Consider the following 18,619-nt stretch of genomic DNA (forward strand, 5'->3'; position numbering starts at 1 on the left):
GATTGGGGGAGGCACCATGACGGGATCGGCGGTCACTCGAATGGCGGCGGTCGGCCGCACCCCGCTCAACCGGCAGCAGATCGCGGGCTTCTGGGCCGCCTGGTTCGGCTGGATGCTGGACGGCATGGACTCGGTGATCTACGCGCTGGTGCTGGGTCCGGCGCTGGCCGAGCTGCTGCCCCGATCCGGGATGGAGGCGACGCCGGCCACGATCGGCTTCGTCGGCTCCCTGATGTTCGGCTTCTTCCTCATCGGCTGGGGCCTGTCCTTCATCTGGGGGCCGGTGTCCGACCGTTATGGCCGCACCAAGGCGCTGGCGGCCACGGTGCTGGTCTACGCGCTGTTCACCGGCGCGGCGGCATTTGCGACGAATATCTGGATGCTGGGGCTGTTTCGCTTCCTGGCCGGCATCGGCGTCGGCGGGGAATGGGCGATGGCGGGGACCTATGTCGCCGAGGCATGGCCGGAGGACCGGCGCAAGATGGGCGCGGGATACCTGCAGACCGGCTATTATTTCGGCTTTTTCGTCGCCGCCGCCTTGAACTACACGGTCGGCGCGCATCTGGGCTGGCGGGCGATGTTCCTGTGCGGGCTGGTCCCGGTCGTCGTTTCCATTGCGACGCTCCTCGGCGTCAAGGAGCCGGAACGATGGGAACATCAGCAGGAAGCGCATGCGCCGCGGCAGAATCCGCTGTCCGTCCTTTTCCAGCGCGAATACCGGCGCCGGACCGTCGTGATGTCGGGGTTGCTGACGATCGCCATCATCGGCCTGTGGGCCGGGGCGGTCTATGAGCCCACGGCGATCGTCTTTCTGGCCCGGCAGGCCGGCATGGTCGTGCCGGACGCGGTGCGGATGGCGTCTTTCGGCACCGGGCTGCTATCGATCGGCACCATCCTGGGCTGCATCCTCGCGCCGTGGCTGGCCGAACGGATCGGCCGCCGGCCGACTCTGGCGATCTATTTCGTCGGCATGATGGTCACCATCGCCCTGTCATTCGGCTGGGCCTTCTACCTGCCGACCGGCACGGCACTTCCGGCATTCCTGGCCGTGCTGTTCTTCCTTGGCCTGTTCGGCGGCAACTTTGCGATCTTCAGCCTTTGGCTGCCGGAACTGTTCCGCACGGAGGTGCGTGGCAGCGCCTTCGCCTTCTGCACCTCGGTCGGGCGGTTCATCGGCGCCGGCGTGAACTTCGTGCTCGCTGCGGCCGTCGCCTCCATGGGGACGCTGGGCTTGCCGGTGGCGGCCACGGCGATCGCCTTCGCGATCGGCCTGCTGCTGATCCCGTTCGCCCCCGAGACCCGCGGCAGCCTGCTGCCGGATTAGCGCGCGATCGCCTGAAGCCGGCGGTTGGAAGGCGCGAATCCCGCCCGTGAATCAAAGAGTCGCGACAGCATGACAGGGTCAACCCGACCCTGTCATGCTGTCGGGCCCACCCCCCGGGAGGGGCGGCTGGCGGTCGCGCCGGTGCCGCGGGATCAGTCGATCGCCGCGTGCACGAGATTGGCCACCCGGTCCAGCCGGGCGGAATGCCAGGGATCGGGGGAGACGAAGTTGGTCAGGTAGGTGAACGACACGCCGGAGGTCGGGTCGGCCCAGGAGTAGGAGGAGCCGACGCCGCCATGGCCGAAGGTCTCCGGCGCGCCGATCGTGCCCAGGCCACGGATGCGGTCGCTGCCGCCGCGCACATGCGGCCCCAGGCCGCGATGCATCGGGATCATTGTCATCGCGTGGTCGGGGGTTTCCCCGGTGTGGTTGCGCGCGACATAGGCCATCAGGCGCGGGGAGAACAGGCGCACCGAGCCGAGTTTTCCGCCATGGCCCAGCGCCTGGTAGAAGGCCGCCATGCCGCGCGCCGTCGCATAGCCGCCGCCGCTGGGCAGGCCCGCGGACCGGAACGCCGCCGAGTTGTCGCGCGGTTCCGGCGCATAGGTGTCGGCGCAGCGGGATTGCTGGGAGTCGGGGACGCCGACAAAGATGTCATTGCCCAGGCCCAGCGGCTCGATCACCCGTTGCCGGATCACGTCGCGATAGTCCTGGCCGGTCGCGGCCTCGATCACCATCGCCTGCACCAGATGGGCGGCGCGGCCGTGATATTGCAGGCGTGTCCCCGGCGTCCATTCCAGGGAGAAGTCGCAGACCTGCCGGCGCATCAGCGCGTGATCCGTCCAGGTCTCCTGCGTCACATCGGCAGAGGGAAAGCCGCCCTGATGGGTCATCACCTGTTCCAGGGTGATCTCGGCCTTGCCACGCGCGGCGAATTCCGGCAGGTGGTCGGCGATGCGGTCCATGAAGGATAGCCTGCCTTCCTCGACCAGCGTCCAGACGGCGGCCGAGGTCAGCACCTTGGTCTGGCTGAACAGCAGGAACAGCGTGTCGCTGCTGGCGGCGACGGTGCCGCCTTCGGTGCGGGCATTGCCGTAGGTCTGGAACAGGGCCAGCTTGCCGTGGCGGGCCAGCGCGATCTGCGCCCCCGCGTACCGGCCCTCGGCGATGTGGCCGCGGATCAGCGTGTCCAGGTGGTCCAGCGGCTTCTGTGCGAAGCCGAGGGCGGCGGGATTGGACTCGGCGAGCGGGAAGGCGTCCGACATGGCGATTCTCTCCGGGCATTCTGATGTCGCGCGAAGGTTAGGCGGGTCGGACGCGCCTGCCAAACGGCTTCGACCCGGCTGCGGGTGTCCGTTTCCTTCAAGAAACGAAACTGCCGCCTACTTGATCAGCGTCACCGGCACATCGGCCAGATGCACGGTGCGCGTGGTGACCGATCCCAGCAACAGGCCGGTCAGGGAATTCAGCCCGCGCGTGCCCATGACGATCTGGTCGACGCCCTGGTCCCGCGCGACGCGGGCGATGGTGTCGGCGGCCGGGCCGGTTTCCGCCATCGTCTCATAGGACACCGCCGCCTCCCGGCACAGGGCGGCGGCGGCGCCCAGCACCTTGTCCGAGGCACGCTGCGCCTGGCGCGCTTCGTCCGGCGGTTCCTCGGCGCCGAGCTCCGACAGGCCCAGCGTCCCGCGGTTCTGCACGTTCAGCAGGATGACATGCACATCGGCGCCGGCGGAGGCCAGGGAGGTGGCAAATCGGACGGCTCGCCGCGAAGCCGCCGTTCCGTCGATCGGTACCAGGATTCGCATGTCATGTCCCCTTCGGTCGCATGCAGCCGCCGGACCGGGCTGGGCGGGATCAGGTCCGGCGGGACCAGGCTGGGCAGGATCGGTGCCGGCCGCGGACCCGTCCTTGATGTGGATCACACGAGACTGCCTCCGTTCCCGTCATTCCGTTCAATTGATCAATTCCATAAGCCGGCTGGTTTGTCGCCGCGCGGGGCGAAACACGGTTCCCATCCGCCGGAAAGACCTATAACACGTTAAGCAATACGCCACGTCGAACCAAAGAGAACGTCCAAGATGCGCTTGCTGACCTGCCTGTTTCCGGCGGCCCTGGCCGCGTCCGTCGCGCTGACCCCGGCCCGCGCCGCCGATCCGACGCCGCAGCCCGGCGGCACCGTGCGGATCTATCAGCGCGACAACCCCGCCTCGGCCTCCATCCTGGAGGAAGCGACCTATTCCACCAACGTGCCGTTCATGTCGGTGTTCAACAACCTGATCCGCTACAAGCAGGACGTGCCGCAGAACAGCGATGCCTCGATCGAGCCGGAGCTGGCGACGTCCTGGGCCTGGGGGCCGGGCGGCACGTCGATCACGTTCAAGCTGCGCGAGGGTGTCACCTGGCATGACGGCAAGCCGTTCACCGCCAGGGACGTGAAGTGCACCTGGGACCTGATCCAGGACAAGGGCCCGGAGAAGCTGCGCAAGAACCCGCGGAAGCTGCTGTGGAGCAACGTCCAGGACGTGGTCCCGAACGGCGACCATGAGGTGACGTTCAAGCTGGGCCGGCCGCAGCCCTCGCTGTTGGCGATGTTCGCCTCCGGCTACAGCGCGGTCTATCCGTGCCACGTGACCCCGGCGCAGCAGCGCACCAGGCCGATCGGCACCGGCCCGTTCAAGCTGGCCGAGTTCAAGCAGAACGAAATGATCCGGCTGGTGAGGAACGAGCACTACTGGAAGAAGGACCGGCCGTACCTGGATTCGATCGAGATGCCGATCATGACCAGCCGCGCCACGGCGATGCTGGCATTCCAGGCCCATAAGCTGGACATGACCTTCCCGCTGGAGGTCACGCCGCCGATCCTGCGCGACATCAGGAAGGAAGTGCCGGCCGCGGTCTGCGCCTTCGGGTCGATGAACGTGAACAGCAACCTGATCGTCAACCGCGACAAGCCGCCGTTCGACAACCCCGAGATCCGCAAGGCGATGGCGCTGGCGATCGACCGCAAGGCCTTCGTGGACATCCTGTTCGAGGGCAAGGCCGAGATCGGCGGCGCCTTGCTGCCGGCGCCCAACGGCGTCTGGGGCATGCCGGACGACATGAAGAAGACCATGCTGGGCTACGACCCCGACGTCGCCAAGAACCGCGAGCAGGCTCGGGAGATCATGAAGAAGCTGGGCTACGGACCGGACCATCCGCTGAAGGTGAAGATCTCCACCCGCAACATTCCGGCCTATCGCGATCCGGCGGTGATCCTGATCGACCAGCTGCGCGAAATCTGGATCGACGGGGAGCTGGAGCCGCTGGATACGCCGGTCTGGTTCGCCAAGCTGGCGCGCAAGGATTATGCGGTGGGCATGAACCTGACCGGCAACTCGATCGACGACCCGGACCAGACATTCTACGAGAATTTCGCCTGCAAGTCGGAGCGGAACTACTCGCAATACTGCAACCCGGAGCTGGAGAAGCAGTTCGACGCCCAGTCGCAGGAGATGGATGTCGAGAAGCGGAAGAAGCTGGTCTGGGCCATCGACCAGCAACTGCAGAATGACGTGGCGCGACCGATCATCCTGCACATGGAGGGCGGCACGTGCTGGTGGCCGCAGGTGCACGGGTTCACGCAGATGGTGAACAGTTCCTACAACGGCTACCGCTTCGAGGATCTGTGGATCGAGCACTGACCGCGAGCACTGACCGCTGGCGCCACCTTGTCTCCCCACCGCGGATCGGCTCTAACCCGCGAAACCGATATGGAGGAGCCGCCATGGCCGAAATCCGGACGTCCCACCTGTTCACGCTGAAGCTCGTGGTCAACGGCATGCAGCCGATCGGCGAGACCCCCGGCGGCAACCGCCGCGTCGGCCTGGTCGCCGGCGGCACGTTCGAGGGACCGAGGCTGCGTGGCACCGTCCTGCCGGGCGGCGCCGACTGGATCATCGGCCGGCCCGACGGCGTCACCACGCTGGATGTCCGCCTGGTGCTGGAAACCCATGACAAGGCAACGATCGGCATGACCTATCGCGGCCTGCGCCATGGTCCCGCCGACGTGATGGCGAAGGTCAATGGCGGCGAATGGGTCGATCCGGCGCTGTATTACTTCCGCACCGTCATCGCCTTCGAGACCGCGGCTCCGCAATACGCGTGGCTGAACAAGGCGATCGCCCTGGGCACCGGCAGCCGCCCGCCCGAAGGTCCCGTCTACGACGTGTTCGAGGTGCTGTGACCATGGCAAGGATCGGTTTCATCGGCCTGGGCAACATGGGCTTGCCGATGGCCGCCAACCTGGTGAAGGCGGGGCACAGTGTCACCGGCTTCGACCTCAACACCAATGCGCTGACCGCGCTGGCCCAGGCCGGTGGCCAGGCGGCCGGCAGCGCCGCCGAGGCAGTCGAGGGCGCCGAGGTGGTCATCACCATGCTGCCGGCGGGTGAGCATGTGCGCCAGGTCTACCTGAACCAGGGTGGGCTGATCGACGTCACCAAGGGCCGGAAGCCGCTGCTGATCGACTGCTCCACCATCGATGTCGACAGCGCCCGCACCGTGGAAGCGGAGGCATCCAGGGCCGGCCTGTCGATGCTGGACGCCCCGGTCTCCGGCGGCACCGCCGGGGCGCAGAACGCCACGCTGACCTTCATGGTCGGCGGCAGTGACCAGGCCTTCGCCCGCGGCAAGCCGATCCTGGAGGCAATGGGCAGGAACATCTTCCACGCCGGCGGCCCGGGCGCCGGGCAGGCGGTGAAGATCTGCAACAACATGATGCTGGCGATCAACATGGTGGGTGTCGCGGAAGGCTTCATCCTGGCCGAGAAGCTGGGCCTGGACTGGCAGAAGCTGCACGCGATCTGCGCGACCGCGACGTCCAACTCCTGGGCGCTGTCCAGCTACTGCCCGGCGCCCGGCACCGTGCCCACCGCGCCGTCGTCGCGCGACTACGCGCCCGGCTTCATGGCGCAGCTGATGCTGAAGGACGTGAAGCTGTCGCAGGCCGCGGCCGAGGCCGCCGGGTCCCCCACGCCGCTGGCGGCGCAGGCCATGTCGTTCTACCAGGCGGTGTGCGATGCGGGTGACGGCGCCAAGGATTTCTCGGTCGTGTTCCGCTGGCTGGCGGGGCAGGGGCGCTAACCGGGCCATCATCCGGGGCCGCGGCGACAGAACCCGGTTCAACTCGGCCCCGAAGCGCTTTATGACTTCGCCCATAAGGTAATCCGGCCGCGCGACGACGCGGCCCATCCAGGGCGGAGGCCAGCATGTCCACGGAAGCATTCAAGGCGGCGCGAGACTTCCTGTTCGCCAATCGCACCGGTTACGCGGTCACCCATCGCGATTTCCGCTGGCCCGAACTCGACCATTTCAATTACGCGCTGGACTGGTTCGATGCCGAACTGGCGCGTAACCATGGCGACTCGCTGGCCTTGAAGATCGTCGGCGCCGGCGCGGCCGAGCGGAGTTTCCGGGAATTGGCGGAGGCATCCGATCGGGTTGCCAACGGGTTGCGGGCCCTGGGCGTCAAGCGGGGCGAGCGTATCCTGCTGATGCTGGGCAATGTCGTGCCGCTGTGGGAGGTGATGCTGGCGGCGATGAAGCTGGGTGCCGTCGTCATTCCCGCCACCACGCTGCTGACGCAGGCGGACCTCAAGGACCGGTTCGACCGGGGCCGCGTCCGCCACCTGGTTGCCGGTGCCGCCGATGCCGCGAAGTTCGACGGGTTGGACCCGACCGTGACCCGCATCGCCGTGGGCGACGCGCCGGCCGGCTGGCACGGCTATGACACCCTGTTGCGGGGTGATGCCGCCTTCACGCCGGACGGGCAGACCAGGGCGACCGACCCGCTGCTGCTGTATTTCACCTCCGGCACGACTTCCCGCCCCAAGCTGGTCGAGCACAGCCATCAGAGCTATCCGGCCGGTCACCTGATCACGATGTACTGGCTCGGGCTGCGGCCAGGGGACATGCACCTGAACATCTCCTCGCCCGGCTGGGCGAAGCACGCCTATAGCTGTTTCTTCGCGCCCTGGAATGCCGCGGCCACGGTGTTCATCGCCAATCAGCCGCGCTTCAACGCGCCGGCCATGCTGGACGCGATGGTGGAAAACAAGGTGACCACGATCTGCGCGCCACCCACGGTATGGCGGATGTTCGTGCAGGAGGACCTGGCGAAATGGCGGACCTCGCTGCGCGAGCTGTGCTCCGCCGGCGAGCCGTGCAATCCCGAGGTGATCGAGCATGTCCAGAAGGTCTGGGGTCAGACGATCCGCGAGGGCTACGGCCAGACCGAAACGACCGTGGTGATCGGCTGTTTCCCCGGGGAAACGGTCTATCCCGGCTCGATGGGCCAGGAAGCGCCGGGCTATCGGATCGCGCTGCTGGACGCCGACGGCGCCGCGGCGGATGAGGCGGAGGTCTGCGTCGAGCTCGATCCGAAGCCGACCGGTCTGATGCGCGGCTACCAGGCCGATGACGGCTCCTTCACGCCGCTGGGCGTGAAGACCGGCAACCATCTCGCCTATCGCACCGGGGACGTGGCCAGCCGGGATGCGCGCGGCTATTACACTTATGTCGGGCGGGCGGACGATGTGTTCAAAGCCTCCGACTACCGGATCAGCCCGTTCGAGCTGGAAAGCGCGCTGATCGAGCATCCCGCGGTGGCCGAGGCGGCGGTGGTGCCGGCGCCCGACGCGGTGCGGATGAACATTCCGAAGGCGTTCATTACGCTCGCCGCCGGGCACGAACCGGATGCCGCGACGGCAAAGGCGATCTTTGCGCATCTGCGCGCGACATTGGCGCCGTACAAGCGGGTGCGGCGGATTGCCTTTGGGGAGCTGCCGAAAACCATTTCGGGTAAAATCCGCCGGGTGGAGCTGCGCCAGGCGGAGGTCGCCCTGGCCAAGGCCGGCGAACGCGCGGAAGGCGAGTTCCGGGAGGAAGACTTTCCGGACCTCGCGTCGCGGTAGGCTGCCTCCCCCGCCGGGTATCGCTGTCGGGCCTTTTTTCGCGCGCGGACCGAGGCTGATCGCCGGTCCGCGGCGCTCCCGCCGGGCCGATCAGCCGATCGAAAGCTGCCCGGCCCGGCCGGCCGTGACCTTGGGGTGGTCCGCGGAGCAGCCGCCCCTTCGGCCATGGCGGTCGCGGCAGGTCGCGGCAGACCGGTCCAGCCTGATGCCCCCCGTCCGGTGCCCTCCGTCCGGTTGACGCGCCGTCTCCCCGCGTTACCCTTCCCGTCAATCCAAGGGAGGGACCACCAGCATGGAATTCGGCATCGGCATCCCGTCCGCGCACGACTCCTGGAAAGTCGCGCGGCGGGCCGAGGAACTCGGCTTCACCCACGCCTGGTTCTATGACACGCAAATGCTCGTCGGCGATCCGTTCGTTGCGATGGGCGCCGCCGCCGCCCATACCAGCCGCATCCGCCTGGGCACCGGCGTGCTGGTGCCGACGAACCGCATCCCCGCCGTCACCGCCTCGGCCTTCGCCACGCTGAACGGCATGGCGCCGGGCCGCATCGATTTCGGCGTCGGCACCGGCTTTTCGGCCCGCCGCGCGATGGGCCTGGGCGCGATGAGGCTGGCCGACATGGAGGAGTACATCCGCATCGTCTATGCCCTGCTGAACGGGGAGATGACGGAAGCCGAGGTCGATCCCGGGGTGCGCAAGAAGATCAAGTTCCTCAATCCGGAGCTGGGCCTGATCAACATCAAGGACCCGGTGCGGCTGCACATCTCGGCTCTGGGCCCGAAGGGCCGGCAGATGACCGCCCGCCATGGCGCCGCCTGGAAGATGGTGATGTCGGGCGTCGAGGACGGGCTGGCCGCGGTGAACGCGATGCGCAAGACCTGGACCGACAGCGGCCGTCCGGCATCCGATCTGTACGCCTCGGGCTGGGTCTGGGGTTGCCTGCTGCGCGACGGCGAGACGCTGGACAGTCCGCGTGTCAGGGCGGAGGCGGGGCCACGCGCGGCGGTGTTGCTGCACCGCTATGCCGATCTGGACATGGAAGGCTGGATCAACACCTCGCCGGTGCCGGACAGCGTGAAGGACACGTTGCAGGGCTATGTCGAGGCCGCCCGAAAGTTCCAGCCGGAAGATGCGCGCTATCTGCTCAACCACACCGGTCACTGCATCGCGGTGAAACCCGAGGAAGACCGTTTCATTACCGCTGAACTCATCCGCCAGACCACGTTCACCGGGACCGAACAGGACATCAAGCAGCGGATCGAGGCCCTGCGCGCCGGCGGGCTGTCACAGCTCGTGCTGCCGATCGTGCCGGGGCACGAGGATGCGGTGGAGGACTGGGGCCGCATCATCAAGGCGTTCCGCTGACGCCCCCGAGCGTGGTCAGCCGAAGGTTGTCCCCAGTCGCCGCCATCGCGTCGCCGCCATCGCGTCACCGCCGCCGGCATGCAAGCGGGAATCGGTGCGGCGGCGCAAGGGTTCGGCGCGCGGCAACCGACCCTTGTGATGCCGGCGACGACCGACCATCCACGGCCTTGCCGCCGCCTCGAAGACAAACGCCGACGTTCCCATCGCCCGTCGCGGATGGCCGGCCTTCGCCGGCCATGACGGAGGCGAAGCGGGTTGATCGCCGCAGCCGCCACTCACGCCGCCGGAAACGCCGCCTCCATCGCGCGGCGATAGGTGTAGGCCTCATCGGAAGGATCGATCCGCACGTCGTCCCACGTCACCGGCTGGCCTTTCGTGACGTCGCGGATCAGCGTCACACGATTGGCGAGCCCGATCGGCAGGCCGCCGACGCGCAGGCTGTCGGCGGCGGCCATCAGCTTGCCCCAGACGCAGGCGCCGCCTTCACCGTCCAGCATCTCGCCGGCGCGCAGGTCGCGCTTCGCGGTGGACACCACGTCGCCGCGGAACCCGGTCGGCGCACCGGTCGGTTCGCCGCGCAGCGCGGCCGACAGCACCGACACGTTCAGCTCCAGCCCGATCAGGTGGAACGGCCGGTACAGCGCCGTCACCCGGCCGGTCGGGTCGGTCACCACGCCGTATTCCTGGAAGCAGCGCGCGGCGTACTCGTTGGGCGCCTCGAACACCACGTATACGCCCCAGCGCAGATCGTTCGTCACCTGGCTGCCATCCCGGTGCACCGACGAAATGACCTCGACCTGGCCGGCATGGTGCAGCACGCCGGCGTTGCCAGGCCGCAGCATCGACGCCATCTCATGCGTGCCCACTGGCGGGAAGGCCAGGCCGTCCGGCGGCGGCGTCAGGCCGGAGGCATTCGCCACCGCCGCCATCTCGATACCGGACTTGGTGCCGTCCAGAAACGAGTTGAACATCTGCGGGTTCATGCCGCCGAGCCTCGCCTGTTCCGGTGTGAGGCCGTAATGGGCCCACACTGTGTCGGGGGTGGAGGCATGATATTCCGGCATGTATTTCGTGCCCTTGCCGGCGGCGATCACCGGGAAACCGCACGACCGGGCCCAGTCGATCATCTCGCAGATCAAGGCCGGCTGGTCGCCATAGGCCAGGGAGTAGACCACCCCCGCCGCCTCGGCTTCCCGAGCCAGCAGCGGGCCGGCCAGCACATCGGCCTCGACATTCACCATGACGATGTGCCTGCCCTCGCGGATCGCCTTCCTGGCATGCGCGATGCCGGCTGGGGCGTGGCCGGTCGCCTCCACCACCACCTCGACATCCGCCGATGCGATCATGCCCATCGCGTCATCGGTGATGCGGACCGACGCGATCCGCGCCTCATCCCAGCCCACACCCCGGCAGGCCGCGCGCGCCCGGTCCGGTGACAGGTCGGCGATGGCGGCAACCTCCAGCCCCGGCGTCGTCGGCACCTGCGACAGGAACATGGAGCCGAACTTGCCGGCGCCGATCAGGCCCACGCGCACCGGCCGGCCGGCGGCGGCGCGCTTCTGCAGCAGGCGAAACAGGTTCATGACGGGTCTCCCGGGCTATCGCGCCGGCTATAGACGGGACCGCCGGCAAAGGCGATTCCGGGGCTTGCGCGATGGCAATGCCGGATCAGGAATCCCCGCCGTTCCGCCAGACGCCGCGCCCGGCGGATCGCGCCTCGGCTTCCATGTCCTTCAGGCTGACTTCCCGCGCGACCGCCCAGCCGTCGCGGACCTGCGCCTGGCTGAGCGACACGCCCGCGGTCTGGCAGTCGCCCAGCGGCCGGCCGCGCGAGTCGCGCCCATGGATGGTGCACTCGATCGGTCCGCGCCGGACCAGCGCCGCCAGCGCGTTCGCCGCCGCCACCCCGCAATCCTGCGAAACGCCGCCCCGGACCTCGCAGCGCGTGTCACGGCGCGGCGCGGCAATGCCGGCCAACCGCACGACGTCGTCGCCGATGCGCAGCGTCTCCCCGTCGATCACCGCCAGCTTGCTGGCGGGCGCCGCCAGGTGCTGCGATGCCGGCGCGCGCGCCGGCGCGCCCGAGGGGCTGACGAACAGCCAGGTGACGCCGCCCGCCATGGCCAGCCCGCCGCAGACCGCGACCGCCACACCGGGAGACGGCAAAAGAACGGTCGCGAGGCGCCGGCCCAATGACGGCCGCCTGCCGCCGAGGCCGGAGCGAAAGATACGCCGCTTACGGTTCAACGACACCAGCAGACCCCATTCGCCTGATCGCGCCACGCCCCAAGGCCGTGCGCACACAGCGCCACGCCAGCGGCGTCACGCTGGAACAGGGAGCAACGGATGCCGCAGGGCTCCCACAGGGTCAACCCGAATCATCGCCGCCAACCGCGATTCGCGCCACCAGAAATCAACGCGGAATGTTCGATTCCCGCTATCGCTCGGGCGGGTTTCCTCAATCGGCGACGGCGGCGATCGTTGCCTCGTCCAGCCCAGCCTCGCGCAGGACCGCCTTGGTGTGCTCCCCCAGCGCGGCGGCAAACCCCCGCACCTGCACAGGCACGCCCGACAGCCGGAACGGCGGGTTCAGCGCCTTGAACGTTCCGCCGGCGTCGGTCACGTCGGCAAAGGCGCCGCGATGGCGCAACTGCGGATCGGCCATCAGCTCCCGCACCGTCCGATAGGGCGAGCAGGGCACGCCGGTACGCTCGAACGCCGCCTGGCATTCCTCCGTGGTCAAGGTCGTCGACCAGGCTTCCAGCTCATCGATCAGGTCGCCCCAGTTGGCGCGGCGGTCGGGGTACAGCTTGAACCGCGGATCCTCGACCCAGTCATCCCGGCCCGCGGCCCTGGCCAGGTTCACGAAGGTGCGCTCGCTCGCCACCGCCGGCATGATGAAGCCGTCCCTGGTGCGCACCGGCCCGAACATCGGCCGCCCGGCCGGTGGGGTCGGGAACTGCGCCGCCTGCAATTCCGACAGCAGCAGGCTCATGGTCGCCTCCAGCATGGACACATCGATCATCTGTCCCTCGCCGGTGCGGGTCCGGTGCAGCAGCGCGGCGACGATGGCGCCGAAGGCATAGGTCCCACTGATCACGTCGGCCACGTAGACGCCGCAATTGTCCGGCCGCTCCCGCCCCGGCTGATACGACATGTTCGCCAGGTCGAATCCCGAGGCGGCATGGATCGCCGGCGCATAGGCGGCAAGCCCGGCCGAGGGGCCGGACTGCCCGAAGCCGGAGATGGCGCAGTACACGAGGTCCGGCCGGATCGCCTTCATCGCGTCGTGGTCCAGGCCGAAACGGCGCATCACCCCGGGACGGTAATTTTCCACCACCACGTCGATGCCGGGCAGCAGCGCCTTGACCGCCGCCTGGGCCGCCGGCTGCTTCAGGTCCAGCACCATGCTCATCTTGCCGGCATTGAGCTGGCCGAAGGATGTGCTGGCTCCGTTGCGCAACGGTGGCCGGCTGCGCATCATGTCGCCTTCCGGCGCTTCCACCTTGATCACCGTGGCGCCCAGATCCGCCAGCATGCGCGTGCAATACGGGCCGGCGATCGTGGTGGTGAAGTCCAGAACGCGAATGCCCTGCAGCAGGTCGGCTGTCATCCTGTTTCTCTCCCGTGACCACCCCATCGTGCCGTGGCAGCGGGCCGGGTGGCAATATACGGGAATGGCAAGGGTAAGCCCGGCCCGGGTCGCGTCGATTGCGGCACCGGCGCGGGCGGCGACCGTGTTCTCACCCCGGAATGGCCAAGGGAATGATCAGGGGAATGGCAGGGTGAAACGGCCGGTGGCGGGCTAACCCGGCTCGATCGAAATCGCCAGCGCTTCCTCATAGACGATGTCGACCTGGTCGCCGACCCGCAGCCGGCGCATGAATGCCTGCACCTCGGGGTTCTTCGGCGCGACGGTACGGGTCATCCCGTCGGGCCCGACGAAGCTGACCATGCCCAGCGCGGGGTCGATCGCGGTGATCGTCACCCGGCCCTGCCGGACCCGGGTGATCAGGCCGTTCGGACGCTTGGATGTCGTATCGGTGCTGACCGCCATGCCGGCAAAGGGCGGGCTGGTCGGCGACAGCACATTGACCATCTGCGCCGCGATCGCCTGGTAATAGACCGCGGTCACGTGGTCACCGGCTCGGATCGCGCTCAGCCGCGTCACCACCGGGCTCACGTCCATCGTCACCAGCGCGCCCGCCTGGGACCCGCCGTCACCGCGCAGCAGGATCTGCCGTGCGACCGGATCGACGCTTTCGACGACGGCATGAATTGTCGTTGTCTGCTGCGTGTCGACCGATGCGCAGGCGGCGAGCACGGGCAGCAGCCCGGAGGCAATCAGAAAGGATCGGCGGTTCATGCAAACTCCCAGCAAACGGGCGCGGCGGGCAGGCCGCGGGCGGTGAATACGCGGCCGCGGGGCGCGCGGTTGCCGGACACGCGGTCGCTGGACGTAGGGGTGCCGGATTCGGGAAACCCCGGCCATGGCGGCCATTCTCATGTCTCGGCGAAACGCTTGTGGGCCTGACATCGGACGTCGTCAATGCCCGATCGAAAGCAACTTCTGCGAGAAACCGCGCGGTGGCGGCACACGCCGTTGCTGCTTGATGCAACGCGTCCCCGCCGCCTATGTGGGGTCCACCCATGCCGGTGAAGCGCGCGGATCACGCGTGTGAAGGACATGTGCGGGTGGCCGGCAAGGAAACCGGGCGCGGCGGCCGATCCAGGGCGGCGGCCCTGGTCGGGCGGGGAACGGGATGATGGCGTCACGGCAGGCATGGTCGATGCGGTCGATCCCGACCCTGCTCCGGCATGACCTGGTGGCCGGGATGACCCTCGCGGCCTACGCGGTCCCGGATTCTCTCGCCTATGCCACGCTGGCCGGGCTGCCGCCGCAGGTCGGGCTGTACGGCTATATGGCGGGCGGCCTCGGCTATGCGCTCGTCGGCTCCTCCCGCTACATCGCGGTCGGTCCCACCTCGGCGATCTCCCTGATGATCGGCGTTACCGCGGCGGGCATGGCCAATGGTGACCCGGACCGCTACCTGCGGATCGCCGTCACCACCGCGATCGTCGTGGCGGTGCTGTGCCTGATCGGCTGGCTGCTGCGCCTGAGCGTGCTGGTCAAGCTGATCAGCGACAGCGCGCTGATCGGCTTCAAGGCGGGTGCCGGGCTGACCATCGCGATCACGCAGATCCCGGCCTTGCTGGGGATTCCGGACCTGCCGGCGCAGGCCGTCGGCGGCATGCTGGCGGCCGGCGGTCACAGCGCGCCCGAGCTGCTGGTGCGGGTGCTGTCGCGCGCGGGCCAGGCAAACCCGGCGACCTGCGTCTTCGGCGCGCTGGCGTTCCTGCTGTTGGCGCTTGGCCATCGCTGCTGGCCAGGCCGGCCGGTGGCGCTGGCGGTGGTGGCCGCGGCGACGGCGGCGTCGGCCCTGTTTGGCCTGTCGCGCTACGGCATCGCCGTCACCGGCCCGATCCCCGGCGGCCTGCCTGGGCCCACATGGCCCGCGACCGACTGGCAGGCCTATCGGCAGGTGCTGCCGCTGGCGACCGGCTGCCTGCTGCTGGCCTATATCGAGGGTGTCGCGGCGGCCAGGGCCTTTGCCCTGAAGCACGATGAGTACGTGGATCCGCGGCGGGAACTGCTGGGCCTGGGCGCGGCCAACCTGGCCACCGGGCTGGTCGGCGGCTATCCCGTCGCCGGCGGCCTGTCGCAAACCGCGGTAAACGAGCAGGCTGGCGCCCGGTCACGCCTGTCGCTGGTGTTCGCCTCGGTGACCCTGAGCCTCGCGCTGCTGTTCCTGACCGGCCTGCTGGCCAGCCTGCCGCGCTCCGTGCTCGCCGCGGTGGTGCTGGTGACCGTGCTGGGCCTGTTCGACCTGCGCGCCATCCGGCACATGGAGGCGGTCAGCCGGGTGGACCTGCTGCACGCGGCGGCCGCGTTCGGCGGCGTGCTGCTGCTGGGCATCCTGCCCGGCATCCTGCTGGCGGTGGTCGTCTCCATGGCGCAGGTGCTGTTCCGCTATTCGACGCCGCATGTCGCCTTTCTCGGACGGATTCGGGGCACGCAACAATTTTCCGATCTCCGCGACCATCCCGAGAATGAACGCCTGCCGGACATTCTGGCCGTCCGGCCGGAGGCGTCGCTGCTGTACCTGAACGCCGACCACGTGCTGGCGAGCGTTCTGGGCCGGCTGGACCGGCAGCAGGCGGGGACGGTGAAGGCGGTGGTCTGCGACCTGTCGGCCTCGCCGCGCATGGACCTGGCGGGCGCGCGCATGCTGACCGAGCTGCAGCAGCGCCTCCAGGCCCGTGGCGTCCGGCTGCTGGTCGCGGACGCGCTGTCGCCGGTCCGGGCCCTGCTGCGGGCCCAGGGGCTGGAGCCGAGGATCGAAGGCGTGACCGACCGGCTCAGCCTCGCCGATGCGGTGGCCTCGGCGGAGGCGACGGGGCACGGCCACTGAAGCCGCCCGCGGATGGTGGCCGCCGGCGCTTTGGGCTATCGGTGGGCACGACAGGCGCGCAGCGCGAAACCGGGAGATGAAGCGATGACGGATCTGGCGACGACTTCGACCGGGATGGTGCGCGTCGAAACCCGGGGCGCGGTGCGCATCCTGCGCATGCACCGCCCCGAGAAGCTGAACGCGCTCAATACCGATATGCTGGTGGCGCTCCAGGCCGCGCTGCAGGAGGCGGAGCGGGACGACGCGGTCCGGGCCCTGGTGCTGACCGGCGAGGGGCGGGGGTTCTCCGCGGGCGCCGACCTGGCCGAGTTCCGCGGCGAGCGGACGCCGGAATCGGTCAAGCGCAACATGTTGCGCTCGGAACTGATGGGTTCCATCCAGGTCATGCTGCGCACCATGTCGAAGCCCGTCGTGGCGGCCGTGCACGGCGCCGCCATCGGTGGCGGCGCGGCATTCGCCGCATGCTGTGACATGGTGGTTGCGGCCGACAACGTGAAGCTCGGCTATCCGGAATTGATGCACCACCTGACGCCCACCGGTGTGATGACCAGCCTGATCAAGCAGGTCGGCCCCAAGACCGCCTTCGAGCTGATCAGCCTCGGCGCCACCCTCGGCGCCGAGGAAGCGCTGCGCATCGGCCTGGTCAACCGCGTGGTGGCCGCCGACGCCGTATTGGAAGCCGCCCTGACGATCGCCAATGCCTGGGCGGAGCTTGATCCGGTACAGATGGCGGCGACCAAGAACATGTTCTACCGCATGACCGAATTGTCGTTCGAGCAAGGCCTCGCGCTCGGCCGTGACGTTTCCGTAGCGATGCGGCATCTGGCGGCGGCAACGGCGAACGCGAAGCCCGCCGCCTGATCCGCTACCGAAACCAGGACCGACTCCGTCATGCGCCGTCGTTCGTTTCTGGCCACCTCCTCGCTCGGTCTCTCCCAGGTCCTGGCCGCGCCCGGCATCGGTGCCGGGACCCGGTCCCTGATCTTCGTTCCGCAGGCCACGCTCACCAGTATCGATCCCGTATCGAACGCCAGCATGGTCACCCGCAATCTCGGGCTGATGGTCTACGAATCACTCTATACGCGCGACGCGTCGATGGCCGCGCATCCGCAGATGGTCGAGGCCGATCAGGTGGAGCAGGACGGGCGGCGCTGGACGATGCGCCTGCGTCGGCCGCTCACCTGGCATGATGGCACGCCCGTGCTCGCCCGGGACTGCGTTGCGTCGCTGAAACGCTGGATGGTACGCGATCAGGGCGGGCAAGTGCTGGCGACGCGCCTCGACGCGGTGGAGGCGGCGGATGACCGCACCATCGTGTTTCGCCTCAACCGCCGCTTTCCGCATCTGCGTTCGTTGCTTGGCCGCTTCAACAGCCCGGCTGTGATGATGCCGGAACGGATCGCCGGCACCGACCCCTATAAATCCATCCCCGAGGCCATCGGCTGCGGACCGTTTCGCTTCCTGGCCGACGAATATGTACCCGGCAGCCGGGCGGTGTTCGCCCGGTTCGAGGCATATGTGCCGAGGGACGAGCCGCCCAGCTTCGCCGCCGGAGGACGCCGTGTCCTGCTGGATCGGGTGGAATGGCAGATGATCCCCGATGCCTCGACGGCGGCCAACGCCCTGGTCACCGGTGAGGTCGACTGGGTGGAGATCCCGCAGGCGGACCTGACGCCCATGCTGACCCGGACCCCGCATGTGAGGACCGGCGTGCTGGACGAGTTCGGGCAATTGCCGGAAGTCCGGATCAATCACCTGGTCGCGCCGACCGCGAATGTGGACATCCGCCGCGCCATGCTGGCGGCGATCGATCAGCGCGAGGTCATGACGGCGATCTTCGGTGATTCCTCGAATTGGGTCGCGCCGAACTGGGTCGCGCCGGTGGGGTTCCTGTTCACCGGCAAGCCCGAGGTCGATGAGGCCGGCATGGACGCCACGCGACACCGGCCGGGCCGGGACGCGGTCAAGGCGATGCTGGATCGCGCAGGATATCGGGGCGAGAAGCTGGTGATGCTGCATGCCGGCGATCACAATGTCTACAATCCGGGAAGCCTGGTCGTCGCGGACCAGCTGCGCGCGGCCGGGTTCGTCATCGACGACCAGGTCATGGACTGGGGGACGGTGATGCGGCGCCGGACCACCATGGAACCGTTGGAGAAAGGCGGGTGGTCGCTCTTTGTCACCGCGTCGCCGGCCGCGGAGTATCGCGATCCCCTGGTGGCCGCCTTTATCCGGGGCGACGGACGGAAGGGATTTTATGGCTGGCCCTCCGATCCGCGGATCGAGCAGCTCTATGTGGATTGGATCGACAGCGACGATCCGGCCACCCTGACCCGGATCGAGCGGGAATGGCAACAACGCTGCTTCGAGATCGTCACGCATCTGCCACTGGGCCGGTTCGTCCTGCCGTCGGCCTGGCGGGACAACGTGGCCGGCCTGCTGAAAGGCCCGGCGCCCGTGTTCTGGAACGTCACGAAATCATAGCCGGGCGCGGGTCCGGCCG

At 68.6% G+C, this 18,619-nt stretch carries 15 protein-coding genes; 9 read left to right on the forward strand and 6 right to left on the reverse strand.

The window, feature by feature from the left end; all coding sequences use genetic code 11:
* Positions 1-16 precede the first annotated feature (16 nt).
* Positions 17-1,324, forward strand: a complete 1,308-nt coding sequence (locus VHC04_RS09175; protein WP_325680307.1) for an MFS transporter — start codon at positions 17-19, stop codon at positions 1,322-1,324.
* A gap of 152 nt (positions 1,325-1,476) precedes the next feature.
* On the opposite strand, the gene VHC04_RS09180 is transcribed toward VHC04_RS09175, so the two are convergent.
* Together VHC04_RS09180 and VHC04_RS09185 are read right to left on the reverse strand one after the other, a co-directional pair.
* Complete coding sequence (locus VHC04_RS09180; RefSeq protein WP_325680309.1) at positions 1,477-2,589, reverse strand: serine hydrolase domain-containing protein; 1,113 nt, start codon at positions 2,587-2,589, stop codon at positions 1,477-1,479.
* 117 nt (positions 2,590-2,706) lie between these two features.
* Positions 2,707-3,132: a universal stress protein gene (locus tag VHC04_RS09185; protein WP_325680311.1), complete on the reverse strand. Its 426-nt coding sequence runs from the start codon at positions 3,130-3,132 to the stop codon at positions 2,707-2,709.
* Positions 3,133-3,405: 273 nt separating this feature from the next.
* Between VHC04_RS09185 and VHC04_RS09190 the strand changes: the two genes are divergently transcribed.
* From VHC04_RS09190 to VHC04_RS09210, 5 genes are all read left to right on the forward strand, one after another.
* Positions 3,406-5,007, forward strand: coding sequence for an ABC transporter substrate-binding protein (locus tag VHC04_RS09190; RefSeq protein ID WP_325680315.1), 1,602 nt, complete (start codon positions 3,406-3,408; stop codon positions 5,005-5,007).
* 83 nt (positions 5,008-5,090) lie between these two features.
* Complete coding sequence (locus VHC04_RS09195; RefSeq protein ID WP_325680317.1) at positions 5,091-5,549, forward strand: DUF3237 domain-containing protein; 459 nt, start codon at positions 5,091-5,093, stop codon at positions 5,547-5,549.
* Between the two features lie 2 nt (positions 5,550-5,551).
* Positions 5,552-6,448 (forward strand): 3-hydroxyisobutyrate dehydrogenase, encoded by an 897-nt coding sequence (mmsB, locus tag VHC04_RS09200; protein ID WP_325680319.1) that lies wholly within the window; start codon positions 5,552-5,554, stop codon positions 6,446-6,448.
* 125 nt (positions 6,449-6,573) lie between these two features.
* Positions 6,574-8,277 carry an AMP-binding protein gene (locus tag VHC04_RS09205; protein ID WP_325680321.1) on the forward strand — a complete coding sequence of 568 codons (1,704 nt, stop codon included), beginning with the start codon at positions 6,574-6,576 and terminating at the stop codon, positions 8,275-8,277.
* A gap of 292 nt (positions 8,278-8,569) precedes the next feature.
* Complete coding sequence (locus VHC04_RS09210) at positions 8,570-9,643, forward strand: LLM class flavin-dependent oxidoreductase (RefSeq protein WP_325680323.1); 1,074 nt, start codon at positions 8,570-8,572, stop codon at positions 9,641-9,643.
* A 275-nt stretch (positions 9,644-9,918) separates the two neighbouring features.
* Here VHC04_RS09210 and VHC04_RS09215 read toward each other — a convergent pair whose 3' ends face one another.
* The 4 genes from VHC04_RS09215 to VHC04_RS09230 all read right to left on the reverse strand — a co-directional run bounded on the left by VHC04_RS09215 (position 9,919) and on the right by VHC04_RS09230 (position 14,009).
* Complete coding sequence (locus VHC04_RS09215) at positions 9,919-11,226, reverse strand: NAD(P)H-dependent oxidoreductase (RefSeq protein WP_325680325.1); 1,308 nt, start codon at positions 11,224-11,226, stop codon at positions 9,919-9,921.
* Positions 11,227-11,311: 85 nt separating this feature from the next.
* Complete coding sequence (locus VHC04_RS09220; RefSeq protein WP_325680327.1) at positions 11,312-11,809, reverse strand: thermonuclease family protein; 498 nt, start codon at positions 11,807-11,809, stop codon at positions 11,312-11,314.
* A 292-nt stretch (positions 11,810-12,101) separates the two neighbouring features.
* On the reverse strand, positions 12,102-13,256 hold the full coding sequence (locus VHC04_RS09225; RefSeq protein ID WP_325680329.1) for a CaiB/BaiF CoA transferase family protein: 1,155 nt from the start codon (positions 13,254-13,256) through the stop codon (positions 12,102-12,104).
* Between the two features lie 192 nt (positions 13,257-13,448).
* A complete protein-coding gene (locus VHC04_RS09230; RefSeq protein WP_325680331.1) occupies positions 13,449-14,009 on the reverse strand; it encodes a hypothetical protein in 561 nt (186 codons plus the stop codon).
* A gap of 400 nt (positions 14,010-14,409) precedes the next feature.
* Between VHC04_RS09230 and VHC04_RS09235 the strand changes: the two genes are divergently transcribed.
* Genes VHC04_RS09235 through VHC04_RS09245 form a run of 3 tightly spaced genes read left to right on the forward strand, consistent with a single transcriptional unit; the run spans position 14,410 to position 18,600 of the window.
* Entirely contained in the window at positions 14,410-16,116 is a 1,707-nt protein-coding gene (locus VHC04_RS09235) for a SulP family inorganic anion transporter (RefSeq protein ID WP_325680333.1), read from the forward strand.
* 12 nt (positions 16,117-16,128) lie between these two features.
* Positions 16,129-16,977, forward strand: coding sequence for an enoyl-CoA hydratase/isomerase family protein (locus tag VHC04_RS09240; protein ID WP_325680335.1), 849 nt, complete (start codon positions 16,129-16,131; stop codon positions 16,975-16,977).
* A 30-nt stretch (positions 16,978-17,007) separates the two neighbouring features.
* Positions 17,008-18,600: an ABC transporter substrate-binding protein gene (locus tag VHC04_RS09245; protein ID WP_325680337.1), complete on the forward strand. Its 1,593-nt coding sequence runs from the start codon at positions 17,008-17,010 to the stop codon at positions 18,598-18,600.
* The last annotated feature ends 19 nt before the right edge of the window (positions 18,601-18,619 follow it).

This window comes from Rhodopila sp. (genome assembly GCF_035548095.1).
GTDB lineage: Bacteria > Pseudomonadota > Alphaproteobacteria > Acetobacterales > Acetobacteraceae > Rhodopila.